This window comes from Nocardia yamanashiensis (assembly GCF_021183565.1).
Classification (GTDB): domain Bacteria; phylum Actinomycetota; class Actinomycetes; order Mycobacteriales; family Mycobacteriaceae; genus Nocardia; species Nocardia yamanashiensis.
In genome coordinates this window covers 4,162,651-4,178,261 of sequence record NZ_CP089226.1, presented here as the reverse complement: position 1 = coordinate 4,178,261, position 15,611 = coordinate 4,162,651, and the positions used below count along the sequence as shown (strand labels likewise).

The 15,611-nt window shown below is 70.8% G+C and carries 13 protein-coding genes; 6 read left to right on the top strand and 7 right to left on the bottom strand.

All coding sequences use genetic code 11. From position 1 onward, the window contains the following. Window positions 1-134: 134 nt before the first annotated feature. Together LTV02_RS19875 and LTV02_RS19870 are read right to left on the bottom strand one after the other, a co-directional pair. Window positions 135-2,300 (bottom strand): bifunctional serine/threonine-protein kinase/ABC transporter substrate-binding protein, encoded by a 2,166-nt coding sequence (locus LTV02_RS19875; RefSeq protein WP_233041377.1) that lies wholly within the window; start codon window positions 2,298-2,300, stop codon window positions 135-137. A 61-nt stretch (window positions 2,301-2,361) separates the two neighbouring features. Next, complete coding sequence (locus tag LTV02_RS19870; RefSeq protein ID WP_233041376.1) at window positions 2,362-3,273, bottom strand: NAD-dependent epimerase/dehydratase family protein; 912 nt, start codon at window positions 3,271-3,273, stop codon at window positions 2,362-2,364. 76 nt (window positions 3,274-3,349) lie between these two features. On the opposite strand from LTV02_RS19870, the gene LTV02_RS19865 reads away from it, so the two are divergent. The 3 genes from LTV02_RS19865 to LTV02_RS19855 are packed head-to-tail and all read left to right on the top strand — an operon-like array spanning window position 3,350 to window position 7,121. Next, entirely contained in the window at window positions 3,350-3,970 is a 621-nt protein-coding gene (locus tag LTV02_RS19865) for a VOC family protein (RefSeq protein ID WP_233041375.1), read from the top strand. Window positions 3,971-4,024: 54 nt separating this feature from the next. Beyond that, window positions 4,025-6,718, top strand: coding sequence for an ATP-dependent RNA helicase (locus LTV02_RS19860; RefSeq protein WP_233041374.1), 2,694 nt, complete (start codon window positions 4,025-4,027; stop codon window positions 6,716-6,718). 46 nt (window positions 6,719-6,764) lie between these two features. Further along, window positions 6,765-7,121 (top strand): immunity 51 family protein, encoded by a 357-nt coding sequence (locus LTV02_RS19855; protein WP_233041373.1) that lies wholly within the window; start codon window positions 6,765-6,767, stop codon window positions 7,119-7,121. Here the strand turns inward: LTV02_RS19855 and LTV02_RS19850 are convergent. After that, entirely contained in the window at window positions 7,118-8,029 is a 912-nt protein-coding gene (locus LTV02_RS19850) for an esterase/lipase family protein (protein ID WP_233041372.1), read from the bottom strand. The genes LTV02_RS19855 and LTV02_RS19850 overlap by 4 nt on opposite strands. Window positions 8,030-8,228: 199 nt before the next feature. On the opposite strand from LTV02_RS19850, the gene LTV02_RS19845 reads away from it, so the two are divergent. After that, window positions 8,229-9,104: a DMT family transporter gene (locus tag LTV02_RS19845; RefSeq protein WP_233041371.1), complete on the top strand. Its 876-nt coding sequence runs from the start codon at window positions 8,229-8,231 to the stop codon at window positions 9,102-9,104. Here LTV02_RS19845 and LTV02_RS19840 read toward each other — a convergent pair. Then, window positions 9,101-10,237, bottom strand: coding sequence for an AI-2E family transporter (locus tag LTV02_RS19840; RefSeq protein ID WP_233041370.1), 1,137 nt, complete (start codon window positions 10,235-10,237; stop codon window positions 9,101-9,103). The two genes, LTV02_RS19845 and LTV02_RS19840, sit on opposite strands and share 4 nt — an antisense overlap. 185 nt (window positions 10,238-10,422) lie before the next feature. Here LTV02_RS19840 and LTV02_RS19835 point away from each other — a divergent pair, with 185 nt between their 5' ends. After that, a complete protein-coding gene (locus LTV02_RS19835) occupies window positions 10,423-11,082 on the top strand; it encodes a phosphate signaling complex PhoU family protein (protein WP_233041369.1) in 660 nt (219 codons plus the stop codon). 6 nt (window positions 11,083-11,088) lie between these two features. Here LTV02_RS19835 and LTV02_RS19830 read toward each other — a convergent pair whose 3' ends face one another. From LTV02_RS19830 to LTV02_RS19820, 3 genes are all read right to left on the bottom strand, one after another. After that, window positions 11,089-11,376 (bottom strand): TrmH family RNA methyltransferase, encoded by a 288-nt coding sequence (locus LTV02_RS19830; protein ID WP_233041368.1) that lies wholly within the window; start codon window positions 11,374-11,376, stop codon window positions 11,089-11,091. 118 nt (window positions 11,377-11,494) lie between these two features. Beyond that, window positions 11,495-12,592 carry a glycosyltransferase gene (locus tag LTV02_RS19825; RefSeq protein ID WP_269821638.1) on the bottom strand — a complete coding sequence of 366 codons (1,098 nt, stop codon included), beginning with the start codon at window positions 12,590-12,592 and terminating at the stop codon, window positions 11,495-11,497. 11 nt (window positions 12,593-12,603) lie between these two features. Then, window positions 12,604-12,945, bottom strand: coding sequence for a hypothetical protein (locus tag LTV02_RS19820; protein ID WP_233041367.1), 342 nt, complete (start codon window positions 12,943-12,945; stop codon window positions 12,604-12,606). Window positions 12,946-13,143: 198 nt separating this feature from the next. Here LTV02_RS19820 and LTV02_RS19815 point away from each other — a divergent pair, with 198 nt between their 5' ends. After that, window positions 13,144-15,576, top strand: coding sequence for an MFS transporter (locus LTV02_RS19815; protein ID WP_233041366.1), 2,433 nt, complete (start codon window positions 13,144-13,146; stop codon window positions 15,574-15,576). The last annotated feature ends 35 nt before the right edge of the window (window positions 15,577-15,611 follow it).

The following is a 15,611-nucleotide window of genomic DNA, read 5'->3' as shown; positions in this document are numbered from 1 at the left end:
ACCCGCCAACCCCGCACCACCGGCGACCGCCCCCGCCGCCGCAGCGGCACCCAGTAGTCGCCGTCGCGAAATCCTGCCCATCGACATTCGAAATATTCGTTGCGCGGCCTCGTCCGGATGGCGCGACGGGTAGGTCAGGACACGCGGTACAGCCAGACGCGGGGGTCGGTGAGTTCGCCGGTGGGGGACCAGGCGTAGGAGTGGGCGATGCCGTCGGCCTTGTAGGCGTGGAGGTAGGTGCGGATGGCGGCACGGTCGGTGTGACCGGAGACTATGGCGCGCAACAGGATTGCGGTCAGGTCGTAGGCTTCGACGGCGTGCGGGGAGGCGGGGCGGCCGGTGGCGGTGCGGTAGTCGGTGAGCAGGCGTTCGGTGCCGGGGCCGCAGGGGCAGGCCACCAGGGTGCCGGTGGCGGCGGGGCCGGCGTCGGTGCGGAAGAGGGGATCGAAGCCGCCGTCGCCCAGGACGAAGGTGGCGGTGATCCCGGCATTCCGGAGCTTGGTGAGGAGCTTGGCGGCGGTGGCCGCGTAGCCGGAGTAGTAGACGGCGTCGGGGGTCGCGGCGGCGACCGCTCGCACGACCTGGTCGAGATCGCCGGTCGGGTCGATGCGGGCGGTACAGGCGGCGGCGGAGCCGAGTTCCTCGGTGACCGCGTCGGCGAGATTGCCGCCGAAGCCGCCGCCGTTGTCGCGGACCACGCAGACGCGGCTGAATGCGGCGGTGTCCACCAGGTATCTGGCCACGGCGGGGCCTTGGGCGTTGTCGTTGGCGAGGCCGCGGAAGAAATTGGTCCAGCCGGATTGCGCCAGCACCGGATTCGTCGCCACCGGGGTGAGGAACGGCAGGCCCGCATCGTCGAACGTGCGACCGGCGGCGATCACCTCACCGGACAGCGCCGGGCCGATCACGGCGACTATCGAGTCGTCGGCGGCGATGCGTTCGGCGACCTGGGCCGCCGTGGTCTGGTCGGCGGCGGTGTCGAACTCGCGGACCGTGACCGAGCAGGCGTTGTCACCACCCCGAACGAACTGGGAGACGGCCAGCTGGATACCGCCGAGAACGGTCCGACCCAGGTCGGCGTCCTTGCCGGAGAGCGGTAGCGCGGCGGCGATCGAGGTCGGCGGGCAGGGCAACCGGCCGTCGTTGGCGGGGTTAGGTACCGAGATCGGCGCCGCGACAGGCTTTCCCGCCAGATCGATGGGGCTCAGGGGCACGAAGCCGGAATAGACCGCGGCATGGGATTTGCTCGGGGTGATGCCCAGGTCCACGCCCTTCCGGCTGGAATCGTCCACCGCCCAGACGATTCCGGCGGCGGCCGCGATCGCCACCACCAGGGAGCCCACACCGGCGGCGACCCAGCGGCCGCGCTTCGAGGTCCGGGACGCACCCGCAACGGCCGGCGGCTCGGGTTCAGCGAGCGCGGTGGGCTCGTTCACCAGGGGCAGCGACATGACCATGGTGTCGGCCGTCGCCGACAAGGCCTGTGCCGCAGCGTCGGCGAACGCGCGGCAGGACTCGAACCGGTCCTCGGGGCGCTTGGCCAGCCCGCGTGCGAACACTTCGTTCAAGCCGGTCGGCAGCTCGGGCCGCCGATCGGTGACCCGCGGCGCTGGATGGCTCAGATGCCCGGCGATCACCGCGGCCGCCGACTCGGCGTGGAACGGCGTCGCCCCGCTGAGCAACCGGAAGAACGTGCAGGCCAGGGAATACTGATCCGACCTGTGATCGATCGGATCCCCGGAAAGCTGTTCGGGCGAGGCGTAAGCGAGCGTCGCGGCCAGCGTCCCGGTCCGCGTCAACTGCTGCGTATCGTCGCGCAGCCGCCCGATCCCGAAGTCGGTGAGCAGGATTCGCCGCTCGTGACCCGGCACGGCCTGGGTCAGCAGAATATTGGCCGGCTTCACATCACGATGGATGACGCCCATCGAATGCGCGTAGTCCAGCGCCTTGGCCGTCTCGCGGATGATCCGCACCGCATCGCCCACCGGCAGCGTCACCGGACCGAACGCCGAGGCGTCGCCGCCGTCGACGTACTGCATGGCGATCCACAGCCGCTCGTCCTCGACGCCCCGATCGTGCACCGTCACGATATTCGGATGGTCCAGCCGGGCCACCAGTTCGGCTTCCCGCTCGAACCGCGCCCGGGTCTGCTGGTCCGCCGCGAGTTCCCGCGCCAGCACCTTCACGGCGATCCGCCGGGGCAAGCGTGGATGCCGGGCGAGATAGACCTCCCCCATGCCGCCTCCGCCGAGCTTGCGCTCGATCAGAAACCCCGCGAAAACCTCACCCACACGCACCATTCGGCCCCTCGTACCAAAACCTCCCAAACCATACCGCTTTCGAGGCGAACCGCTGGTGGAGCTAGCGGAGCGGGTTCGAGGGGTGGTGGGACCAGGTGTCGGCGAGGATGGCGTCCAGGGCGGAATGGTTTGGGGTCCAGGAGAGTTCGGTGGTGGCCAGGGTGGGGTCGACGATGAGGGCGGGGGGTTCGGGGGCGGCGGGGCGGTGGCGGGTGGGGATGGGGTGGCCGGTTACGCGTTCGGCGGCGGCGATCACGTCGAGGATGCTGGTGCCTTGGCCGGTGCCGAGGTTGTAGCGGGCGACGGGGGGTGTGGGGTGGGCCAGGGCGGCGGGGAAAGCGGCGGCGGCGTCGGTGAGGTGGAGGTAGTCGCGTAGGGCGGTGCCGTCGCCGTTGATGTCGAGGGGGGTGCCGGTGGCGGCGGCGGTGAGGGTGCGGGGGATGAGGCGGGTGGGGTCGGTGTCGTTGCCGCCGGCCAGGTTCGGGAGGCGCAGGATGGTGGCGGTGAGGGCGCCGGTGTGGGCTTGGGCCGTGATGGCTTGTTCGGCGGCGAGTTTGCTGGTGGCGTAGGGGTGCGGGGGTGCGTCGGGGGTGCGTTCGGTCATCGGCTGGCGGGCGGGGGTGCCGTAGATGGCGCAGGTGGAGGCCAGCACCAGGCGCCGAATGTCCGCCGCTCGCATGGCTTCCAGCAGGGTGATGGCGCCCGCGGTGTTGACGCGGAAGTAGGGGAGAGGGTCGGTGAGGGATTCGCGGGCGCGGGTGAGTCCGGCCAGGTGGCAGACGGCGTCGATGTCCTCGAGCGCCGACGCGAGGGTGGCGGGGGAGAGGAGGTCGGCGGTGCGGGTCTCGGCGGCGCCGGGGATCGGTTCACCCGGGGTTCGCACCATGGCGACCGGTTGATGGCCCGCGGTCGCGAGCGCGCTGACGACCGCGCGGCCGAGGTAGCCGGCGGCGCCGGTGACGAGTACCCGCACGGTGCATGTCCTTTCCTCGGGATCACGGTGAGTGGAACGCTACTGAAGACCGGCGGGGCGGCTTAGCTTCGGTGGGGTGAGCGAACTCGACCATCTCGTCCTGGCCACCCCCGATCTGGCCGCCACCGTCGACCTCGTCGCCCGGGCGCTGGGCGTGAAACCGGTTGCGGGCGGGCGGCATCCCGGGCGCGGGACGCGCAATCATCTGCTCGGGCTCGGCAACGGCGGGTACCTGGAGATCATCGGCCCGGATCCGGAACAGCCCGAACCGGAGCAGCCGCGGCCGTTCGCCATCGACAGCTTGACCGAAGCCCGGCTGGCGGGCTGGGCGGTGCGGGTCACCGATATCGATGCCGCCGTCGAGTCCGCGCGGTCCGCCGGATTCGATCCGGGCCCGGCTTCGGATCTGTCCCGGGCCACCCCGGACGGCCGAATCCTGGAGTGGCGATTGACCTTCCCCGATTTCAGCGAGCCCACCCAGATCGTCCCGTTCCTCATCGACTGGGGCGCGACCGCACACCCGTCGGCCGAACTGCCCGAGGTGGAACTGCGATCCCTGGCGGCGATCCACCCCGAACCCGCCGGGGCCACCGATCGCCTGCGGGCCGTCGGCGCGAACCTCACCGTCGGCGCGGGCGCCCGCCCCGCCCTGATCGCGACCCTGGGCGCCGCCGCCGGGACCATCACCCTGGTCTGAACCCGGCAGGGGTGAGCGGTCCGCCGATCCCGGGCAACGGCAGACTGGTCGGCAATGGAACTCCCCGACCTGCCCGATCTCCCCGTCCGCCCGGCCCTCGGCGAGATCACCGAGACCCTGGCCCGCACCGGCGCCGCCGTCCTGGTCGCACCGCCCGGCACCGGCAAGACGACCTTGGTCCCGCTGGCCCTGGCGGCGGGCACCGGCGGCCGCGTCGTGGTGGCCGAACCCCGGCGGCTGGCCGCGCGCGCCGCGGCGGCCCGCATGGCGGCGCTACTGGGTGAGCCGGTCGGCAAGACGGTCGGATACGCGGTGCGCGGCGATCGGCGGGTCGGCGTGAGCACCCGCATCGAAGTGGTGACCTCGGGCCTGCTGGTGCGGCGCTTGCAGAACGACCCGGAACTGTCCGGCACCGATGTGGTGATCCTCGACGAATGCCACGAACGGCACCTCGACGCCGACCTGCTGCTGTCCCTCCTGCTGGATGCGCGCGCCGGCCTGCGCCCGGACCTGCGCCTGCTCGCCACCTCGGCAACCGTTGCGGCGGAACGCCTTTCAGCCCTGCTCGGGGACGACGGCCCCGCCCCGGTACTCGAGGTGCACGGCGTCACCCACCCCGTCGACATCGCGTACCTGCCCGCCCTGCCCCGCGAACGCACCGAAGCCCAGGTCGCCCGCGCCACCCGAATCGCCTTGGCGGACACCGACGGTGACGTCCTGGTCTTCCTCCCCGGCGCGGGCGAGATCCGCCGCACGGCCGCCCTGCTCTCCGATCTCGACGACGTGGACGTCCTCCCGCTGCACGGCCGCCTGGCGAGCGCGGCCCAGGACACCGCCCTGCGCCCCGGCGCCCGCCGCCGCATCGTATTGTCCACGGCGGTAGCCGAATCCAGCCTCACCGTCCCCGGCGTCCGCGCCGTCGTCGACTCCGGTCTGGCCCGCGTCCCGCGCATCGACCACCGCCGCGGCCTGTCCGGCCTGGCCACCGTCCGTGTTTCGGCCGCCGTCGCCGCCCAGCGCGCCGGCCGCGCGGGCCGTGAGGCTCCCGGCCGAGTCTGGCGCTGCTGGCCCGAATACGAGCACGCCACCCTCCCGCCCTACCCCGAACCCGAGATCCGCACCGCCGACCTCACCCGCCTGGCCCTCGAACTCGCCTGCTGGGGCACCCCCGACGGCTCCGCGCTCTCCTGGTGGGACCCGCCTCCGCCCGGCGGCCTCGCGGTCGGCCGAGCCGCCCTCCTCGCATTGGGCGCGACCGATATCGAAGGTGCCGCCACCAATCGCGGCAAACGCATGTCCGCCCTGGGCCTGCACCCCCGCTTGGCCCGAGCCCTCCTCGATGGCGCGACGGCAGTGGGCGCGCGCACCGCCGCCGAAGTAGTGGCTCTCCTCGACGATGACGCCGCCGCCACAACCGCCGACCTGCCCGCCGCGATCCGAGCCCTGCGCAATCAACCGCCGGGTCGCTGGCACCGCGAGGTGGACCGCCTCCTCCGGCTGCTCGCCGATGGCGCTGCCGAAAGCGGCGGGTCTGTACCGAGGACCGCCCCCGGTGCGGGAGCGAACTCGGGGTCGATAGGGGCCGTTGCTATTTCAGCTCATGGGAAGCGCCGCCAGACCACAGACGCTGTTGCTGAACGTGTCGGGCGGGCCCGCGGTGCGGCAGCGAACCCGGGATCGTCTGAAGCCGCCGCTCTTTCGGCTCGTGGGGAGCGCAGCGGTGCTGTGGAAGGCGACGAGGGAGCCTCGCGAAGTCGTGCTGACGCACGGCGCGGGGACGTGGCCTATGTGGTAGCGCTGGCGCAGCCGGAGCGGATCGCACGGCGGCGCGGGGCGGGTTCGGCGAGCTATCTCATGGTGGGCGGTACGGCGGTGACGCTGCCGCCGGGTTCCGGTTTGGGCGATTCCGAATGGGTGGCCGTGGCGGTCGCCTCGCGCGATCCGGGGCAGTCGGAAGGGCGGATTCGGCTGGCCGCCATTGCCGATGAGGATTTGGCGCGGGCGGTCGCGCCGAATCTGCTCGGCACCGCCGACGAGGTCGATTGGCTCGGCGGTGACGTAGTCGCCCGGCGCGTGGAACGGCTGGGCGCGATCGTGTTGTCGGAGAAGCCATTACGCGATCCGGATCGCGGGGCGGTGGAAGCCGCTCTCCGGAAGGGGTTCGCCGGCGAGGGGCTGGGCCTGCTGCGCTGGGATGCCGACGCCGTCGCGCTGCGGCAGCGACTGGATTTCCTGCATCGGACGCTCGGCGCGCCGTGGCCCGCCGTGGACGACGCCGCGTTGATCGCAGCGGCGGACAGCTGGCTCGGGATCGAATTATCCACTGCCAGAAGGCGTTCCGATCTGGAACGCATCGATGCCGGCCAAGCCCTGCGGCGTCTGCTCCCCTGGCCGGAGGCGGCGCGTTTCGACGAACTCGCCCCGGAGCGCCTGGAAGTGCCCTCCGGCAGCCATATTCGAGTGGACTATTCCGCCGACCCGCCGATCCTGGCCGTCAAGGTGCAGGAGATCTTCGGCTGGCGGGAGCCGCCGCGCCTGGCGGACGGCCGCGCCGGACTGCTGCTGCATCTGCTTTCGCCCGCGCAGCGACCCGTCGCGGTGACCGCGGACCTGCCGTCGTTCTGGGTCAACGGCTGGCCGCAGGTGCGCGCGGATCTGCGCGGCCGCTACCCGAAGCACGCGTGGCCGGAGGATCCGGCGACGGTGGCGGCGCATCGCGGTACCGCGCGCAATGCCCGCCGGGACTGAGCGGCGCGGTGGGCGGCTGTCGGACCGGGTTCGTAGAGTGCGCCGCATGACAGATCGCGAAACCTACGCCCCGCTCGTCTTCTTCGAGTACGACCACAAGCCCGGCCACTACTGCCTGATGCTCAGCGACAATCACATGGTCGAACTCGAGGACGTCTTCGCCGTGCACGGCTACGAGGGCGGCGGTTACTCCTGGACCGGCGTGGCCGAGGTGATCGTCCGCCTGCGCGCCCCGGAACTGCGCGGACGCATGGGTTTCGACCCGGAGGCGGGCACCTTCGTGGCCTACGGCGACGACGCGGCGGCCCTGCGACAACTGGGAACCCTGCTCCGCCAGGCGTTCTCGGACCGCGAACTGCTATCGGAGCTGATCGACGCCGGCGAGGAGGAGTGGTTCGACTAGGAGACCTGCTCGCCGTAGAGCCGGTCCAGCACCCAGGCCGCCGCGCCCGGCTGCATGGGCAGGGCCGCGTGCGAGGCGGGTGCGGCCTCGGGGTGCAGGTCCTCGTAGAAGTCGTTCCGGACACCGGGTTCGGCGATGAAGGACGCGGTGCCGGGTGGGGTGAGTACCTGGTCGAAGCGTGTTGCCAGGACCGAGTATTCGACTCCGGGGACGGTCACGCCGCCGTCGAGTATCTGGGTGATCACCGCGGCACCCGCGAGGCAGTCGAGGGCGCCGCGGACGGCGGGGACGGTGGCGGCGAGCGTTCCGGCGAGTCCGGTCGATTCCACGAAATCCGCTGGTGTGCTGGGATATTCGGGAAGCGTCAGCCCGGCGGTGAGAGTGGTCGCGGTGGTTCCGTGCGTCACCGGGGCCAATTGCGCGACGCGGCGGACGTGCGGTGCGCCGCCGAGGAATTTCAGGTAGTAGTCGGCGACCAGCGCGCCGGACGAATGGGCCACGATATCCACCCGCCCCGCACCGGTCCGCGACAGCACCTCGTCGACGAAACCCGCTACCTGAACGGCGGATTCGGCGATCGGCGCCGCCGCGTGCATCGGCCCGACAATGCCGTACGCGAATGGATACGCGCAGCCGCCCTCGGCCCGGACGCCGCCCGTGATCAGCGACATCTGCCGGTCGATGGTGGCGCTGATATCCCCGACCGCGCCGAACCCGGCCAGCAGGATGACCGGTTCGGGCCGCGCCGCCGCGGGCACGCAGTCCAGCACGGGCGCGATGGTCGAGGACGCCGAGACCGGCCAGGCGCCCGGCGAACCGGCGAGCGGTTCGGCCGCCGCCGGTGCGGTGGCCCCCAGCATCAGGCTCAGCGCCGCCAGCACCCCGCCTCGAATCCGCAATGAACGCAACCTCTTCTCCTCATCAGGCGGGAACAGTCGGGCGTCGGAACGCGTCGTAGTGCCCATCAGTACTTCGCAGGGCGGCGCCTACCGGACGTTTCGGCCGGAATAGTCGCCGTCCGGCGGAGTGTCATGGCTGTCGGCGGCGTGTCATACGCTCCGGTGATTCGGAAGGAGTGCGGGATGCGTGGCAATGGCGGTGCGGGCGATGAGTAGGCGCGGTTGGGTGCTGTTCCTCAGCATGGGGGTGATCTGGGGCGTCCCCTACGCCATGATCCGCATCGCGGTGACCGATTTCGACCCGGTGGTGGTGGCGTTCGGCCGCACCTTCCTGGGCGCGCTGGTCCTGCTCCCCATCGCCCTCTACACCAGGGTCTTCTACCCGGTCCTGAAGTACTGGAAGTGGGTGCTGGCCTACACGCTGGTCGAGATCACCGGTCCCTGGCTACTCATCGGCAAAGCCGAGAAGTCGCTGTCCAGTTCCACCGTCGGCCTGCTCATCGCGGCGGTCCCGCTGATCGCGGTCGTCATGGTCACCCGGCTGGGTCACGATCGCCTGGACCGCCGCCGTATCCTCGGTCTCGTCATCGGCATCACGGGCGTGGCGGCGCTGGTCGGCCTGGATATCGACGTGTCCGATCTGGGCGCGCTGCTGGCCATCGCGGTCAGCGTGATCGGTTACGCCGTCGGCCCGATCATCATCGACCGCAAACTGACCGGGCTCCCGCCGACCGGCGTCGTCACCGCCTCCCTGCTGCTCGCCGCCGTCATCTACCTGCCCTTCGCGATCTGGCGGCGCCCCGAGCACTATCCGGCCGATGCCACCTGGTCGGTGGTCGGCCTGGGCCTGCTCTGCACCGCGCTGGCGTTCGTCGTCTTCTTCGCGCTCATCGGTGAAGTGGGCCCCGCCCGCGCCACCGTCATCACCTACATCAACCCCGCCGTAGCGCTCGTGATCGGCGTCAGCCTGCTGGGCGAACCGTTCACCGCCGGCATGGCGATCGGCTTCCCGCTGGTGATCCTCGGCTCGATCCTCGGCACCGCCCGCGCCAGGGCCGCGATCAAGGAACCCGCGCCCGCCTAACGTTTCGTGCGCTCGATGCGCGGATCCTCTTTCACCTCATAGCGTTTGACGTATTCGCTGAGGAACGCCTGCAAGGTCGCGGTCGCCGGGATGGCGAGCAGCGCGCCGACCGCGCCCAGCAGCGCGCCGCCGATCAGCACCGACAGCAGCGCGACGGCCGGATTCACGTCCACCGTGCGGGCGGTGATGCGCGGTTGCAGGACGTAGTCCTGGAGCCACTGGTAGACGACCACGAAGATGAGGATCCAGACGGCGTCGAGCGGACGAATGGTGAGCGCCACCAGGATCGGCAGCACACCGGCGATATAGGTGCCGATGGTGGGCACGAACGAGGCGATGACGCCGAACCAGATGCCCAGCGCCAGCGAGTTCGGCAACCCGAGCAGCCACAGGAAAGCCCCGTGCGTGACCGCGGAGATGACGGCGAGCAGCGCCCGGGAATACAGGTAGCCGCCGGTCTTCTCGATCGCCAGATCCCAGGCGTGCAGCACCGCACCCTGTTTCGCGGGCGGCAGCAGCGAGCAGACCGAGCGGCGCAGCTTCGGGCCGTCGGCCGTGATGTAGATGCTGAACAGCGCGATGGTGATGACCTGCGCCAGTCCGCCCAGCACCGTGCTGGACACGCCCCACACGTTGTTCGCCGCGCGCTCGGCGTACGCGCTGATCACATCGGAATCCTTGAACAGCCTGTCGCGCAATTGATTCAGGGTGAAATGCTGGTTGAAGGTGTGGTTCACCCAGTCCACGCTGGAATCGAGCAGCCGGGGCAGCTCGTTCACCACATTGCCCATGGTCTCGACCAGCAACACGCCCAGCGCGATGGTGAAGCCGGCCACGCAGGCGATCACCACCACGAAGATGAGCGCGGTGCCCACACCGCGCGGCAGCCCGCGGGCGGCGAGCGCGTCGACGGCGGGTTCCATTGCCAGCGCGACGAAGAAGGCCACGGTCATCATGACGGCGATGGTGACCAGGCGGCCGGCGGCCCAGTTGGCCAGTTCGAAGACGCCGAGCAGCGCCAGCGCGAGCACCATGGCGCGCGGCAGCCAGCTCGGCATGCGACCGCCCGGATCGGCGGCGCCGGTGTCGAGCGACTCGCCCGCCGGTTCCGGCGGATCCGCAGGGTCGGCCACCGACCCAGTGTCGGCCACTACGCAGCGAATTCCGGGCACGACGCACCGGTGAGTCCGCCACCCGGTTGATACGTCTAGTTCAGACCGGTAGGTACTTTGGTGGCGAAACTACCGAGAGCCATTCGGGGCGAACGGTTTTGCCACGATATTGTGCACTTGTGCGGGCGGGCGGACAGACTATGCGAGTGCGGACGAAATTCTCCATCGAGCTCATGGCATTGACCGATGAGCTGGCACATATGGCTCGGCTGACGCACGAGTCGGCGGAGCGGGCCACCGCGGCCCTGGCGGGCAGTGATCTGACCGCCGCCTACGAGGTCTTCGCCCTCGAGGAGCAGGTCCAGGTCGAGCACGCCAAGTGCGAGGACCGTTCGGTCATCCTGCTCGCCCTGGAAGCGCCCGTGGCCCGCGATCTGCGCCACGTGGTGACCGCCATGCAGATCGCCGACGACCTGCTGGCGGTGAGCGGCGCGCTGAGCCGGGTCGCCGACACCGTGGTGCACAGCTACCCCCATGCCGTGGCCCCGCCGCCGATGGTCGCGCAACTGTCCGAGATCTCGATCGCCGCCGCCGATCTGGTGGCCACCGTGGTGCGCGTGATCGCCGCCCAGAACCCGCCCCGGGATCGGGTGCTGGTCCCGCCCGACGAGAACCTCGACCGCCTGCGCGCCCAGATCCTGGAAACCGCGTCCGCGCCGGACTGGACGCACGGCTCGGCCATGGCCATCGATATCGCCATGCTGGCGCACCAGTACGGCCGCGCCGCCGACCACTGCGTCCGCATCGGCCGCCTGATCCGCTTCTTCCACACCGGAATTCCGCTCTACGCGCAGGTGGAGGGCTGAGGCGGATCAGCACAGGCCCGCGAGCTTGTAGAGCACCAGCGATCCCGCCACCGCCACATTGAGACTGGCCCCGGTGCCCACCATCGGGATCTCCACGGCGAGGTCGAGTCGCTCCAGGCCCTCGGGCGGGATGCCGGCGCGTTCGTTGCCGAGCACCATCACCGTGCGCTGTCGCGCCACCGGGAGATCCGCCAGCCGGATGGATTCGTCGGTGAGTTCCACGCCCACCACCGTCGAGCCGCCGTCGCGCTGGCGGTCCAGCCAGCCGTCCACGCGGCCTTGAATCCAGTGCACGCACGGCTGTTTCGGAGCGTGTTGCCCTTCTCCAGGGCTTCCGGAACCCAGGGCAGGCGCGGGACCGCCAGGCAGGCGCCGGTGGCGTCACAGGTGCGCAGCAGGGTGCCGAGGTGGCTTATCGCGCACCCTTGCCGGCGACCAGTGCGGTCAATTCGGCGGCCACCCGCTCGACCGGAGGCATGGCGGCGATCTCCGCGGCGACGGCGCGGGCGGACTCGGCCAGGCTCGGTTCGGAGATCAGCCGGTCGAGATGCCGCGGGCGAATCCGCCACGCGGGCACCGAGAGTCCCGCGCCGCGGCGGTGCACCAGGCGGGCGTTCCAGCGGCGATCGCCGGGCGCGGGGGTGGCGAGCTGGGGCACGCCCGCGCGCAGGGCGGCGTACACCGATCCGGCTCCCGCGTGATTGACCATGGCGGTGCAGTGGGGCAGCACCGCGTGCAGATCGGTCCAGCCGACCGTGCGGACGTTCGCGGGCAGCCGCGCCGCGCGATCCATGCGGTGATTGGGCCGCACGATCACGATCTCGGCATCCACTTTCGGTGCGGCGCGCAGGATCGTCGCCAGCATCACGTCGGGTCCGTCGCCGAGCATGGTGCTGCGGGTGACCAGAATGCGCGGCCGCCGCGCGGGTTCGCGCAGGAACTCCGGAACCACGGAATCGATTGTGGCGTAAGGCGTGAAGCGCAGGGATCGGCCCGGCGCCCGCACCAGGCTCGGCGGCGCGATATTCAGCGTGACCACGCTGGCGGGCACCTCGGCCCCGCCCAGCAGCCGCAACAGCTCCAGCCTGATATGGCTCCCGTTGTCGAGCGCGATATTGTGCAGCACCGCCGGCACCCCCAGCCGCGCCGCCACGATCGCCGCCACCGACGCGAACGGCTCGTGTACCACCACATCCGGCTCGAACTCGAGCGCCCGACGCGTCAGCTCCTCCCGCATCGCCGCATTCGTCCCCGCGAAAACCCTTGCCGCCCCGCGTGGTTCGGCCAGCCCCGCCGCCGACCGCAATGCCAGCACCGGATGCGCCGCCAGCCCCCGCGCCGCCCCGCGCACATACCCGTGCGCCGCCCCCACATCCACCGCCCGCACCTGCCCCGCCACCGCCCCCACCGCATCCCCGCCCGTGGCCACCAGCACCGAATTCCCTTGCCGCCGTAGCTCCACCGCCAACGGCATCATCGGAAACAGATGCCCGATCAACGGCGACGCCACGAACATCACCCTCACGAGATCACCCACTCGGCACCCGCCGGAGTACCGGCGTAGGTCCCGCCGAAACCGCCTGCCCGGGGTGCCGCACTCGTCGCCCCGGATAGCTCGCGGTCGGGATCGACCACGGGACTCGGCGGTGCGGCTGCGGCGGATGCCGATCGTCGGTGGGCCGGAGCGCTGGGGCGGGCGGGGCAGAGGTGCCACCGGAGTTCGCCGCCGCAGGCGCGGTGGGACCGGCGGACGGTCGGCACCCGCACCCGCCGGCCCGCCGCCATGGGCGCGCCGATCAGCGCTCCGACGGCGAGCGGCGCGTCGTCGAAGTGGGGGGAGAGGACCACGAGTTCCCTGCTCACCGCTCACCATCCGTATCCGATGTAGGGCTCGATCCCGCGGGTGCGAGCCCACCTGTTACGCCAAACGTGCGGCGCCCGTGGTGGGTTCAATTCAAGCGGCTGATAGGGCGCGGGTAAGCTCGCCGAATTGCTTAACGGCGAGGGTTTTTCGAGGAGTACCGCAGGTAGGGAAGACGAAAACCGACAAGGGCCCCAAACATGACGAATGTTACCACCGAGGCTTTTGATACCACCGAGGCGCGGGCCGTCCCGCCGCGCCCGCCCGCCGGGGACGCGCTGTCGCACCGGCAGATCCTGACCATCCTGTCCGGATTGCTGCTGGGAGTGTTCCTGGCGGCGCTGGACCAGAACATCGTGAGCGTGGCGATCGTCCGCATCGCCAACAGCCTGCACGGCTTCGACCAGCAGGCCTGGGCCACCACGGCCTACCTGATCACCGCCACCATCGCGACGCCGCTGTACGGCAAGCTGGCCGACATCTACGGCCGCAAACCCTGGTATCTGATCGCGATCGGGGTGTTCGTGATCGGTTCGGTGGCATGCACATTCGCCACGTCGATGTACCAGCTGGCGGCCTTCCGGGCGATTCAGGGCATCGGCGCGGGCGGGCTCATGTCGCTGGCGTTCACCATTATCGGCGATATCGTCCCGGCCCGGGAAAGGGTGCGCTACCAGGGCTATTTCATGATGGTCTTCGGCATCGCCACGGTGCTGGGGCCGGTGCTGGGCGGCTGGCTCTCCAATGCCGACCGGCTGCTCGGCCTGGCGGGCTGGCGCTGGGTGTTCCTGGTGAACGTGCCCATCGGCCTGCTGGCGCTGCTGGTGGTGGCCAAGGTGCTGGACGTGCCGTTCGCGCGGCAGCGGCATCGCACCGACTGGCTGGGCGCGATCACGCTGGCGGCGGGCACGGTACCGCTGCTCGTCATCGCGCAGGAGGGCCGGGAGTGGGGCTGGGGCTCGGATCGCGCCCTGCTCTGCTACGGCATCGCCGCCGCCGGGCTGGTGCTGTTCGTCCTCGTCGAGTTCCTGATGAAGGATTCGGCGCTGATTCCGTTGCGGCTCTTCCGAAGCGGCACCTTCAGCCTGGCGATTCTGGGCGGCTTCATCGTGGGCGTCGCCATGTTCGGCGCGATCGTGCTGGTGCCCTTGTACTTCCAGGTGGTGCGCGGCTATTCGCCAACGCGCGCCGGGCTTTTCATGCTGCCGCTGGTGATCGGCATCATGATCGGCGCGCAATTGGCCGGGCTGGTCACCAAATACACCGGCCGCTACAAGTTCCTGCCCATCCTGGGCTCGCTGGTGATCGCCGCCGGCTCGGTGCTGTTCGCGCTCGTCCACTTCGACACCCCGCTGTGGCAGCCGCTGTTGTATTGCGGCGTCATCGGTTTCGGCCTGGGCGGTTGTATGCAGACCCTGGTCATCGCCACCCAGAACGCCGGGCCCCGCACGGATATGGGCGTCTCGACCGCCGCCGCCACCTTCTTCCGGCAGATGGGCGGCACGCTCGGCGTCGCCATCTTCCTGACCATCCTGTTCAACCTGCTGCCCGGCCGCATCCTGCACGCCTTCGGCGGCACCCTGCCGCCCGGCTTCGACGCCGGGGGACTGGGCGGGCTGGAGAGTGATACGGCCGGCCTCGCGGCACTGCCGGACGAGCTGCGCATCCCCATCCTGACCGGCTTCACCAATGCCATGGGCGGGGTCTTCTACGTCTCGGCCGCGGTCGCGGTGCTGGGCGCGGTGGTGCTCATGTTCATGAAAGAGCTGCCGCTCCAGGATGTTCCGATGCCGGTGGCCGCGCCGGAGCCGGACCCCGAACCCGAGCCGGAGTACGTCCCGAGCGTCGCGCCGACCATTCTGTCCATCGCCGGCGTGGTGCATCGCGAGGACGGCCAGGTGGTCCCCGACGCCATGTTCACCCTCATCGATCAACGCGGACGCCAGGTTTCGCGCGCGGTGGGCGATCCGGACGGGGTGTACGCGATCGGCGTTCCGCATCCGGGCGGGTACGTGCTCATCGTGTCGGCGACCGGATACCAGCCCGCCGCGGTGTCGGTGACCGTCGGCCGCCGCCCGCACGAGCTCGATATCGCGCTGGTCGGTTCCGGCGAGGTCTCCGGCGTGGTGCGCTCGTCGGGCCGGGGTGTGCCGCTGCCGAACGCGACGGTGACGCTCACCGACTCCTTCGGCGATGTGATCGGTTCCGCCGTCACCTCCGCCGAGGGCGCGTTCGCCTGCCGGGGCGTGCTGGCGGGCACCTACACCCTGGTGGCGGTGGCCGAGCACATGCGGCCGAACGCGGTCGCGCTGACCGTGCCGGAGAGCGGAATGCTGCGCCACGATGTGGAATTGCTGCCGCGCCCGGTGCTGGCCGGGGCCGCGCTCACCGATGCGGGCCGGGCGATTCCGGACGCGCAGATCACCGTGCTGGACGAGGCCGGTGACCTGATCGCGGTCACCCGCACCGACGACACCGGCCGCTACACCGTCCCGGATCTGGAGGAGGGCCGGTACACGGTGATGGCGCGCGGCTATCCGCCGGTCTTCAGCCGGGTGGCGGTGGCCGACGGCGCGGTCGATCACGACGTGCTGCTCGGCTACGAACGGGTGGAATCCGCGGACCGCCTGTGACGCTCGCGCGCTGCCCCTCGCCCGCCCGTTCCGGT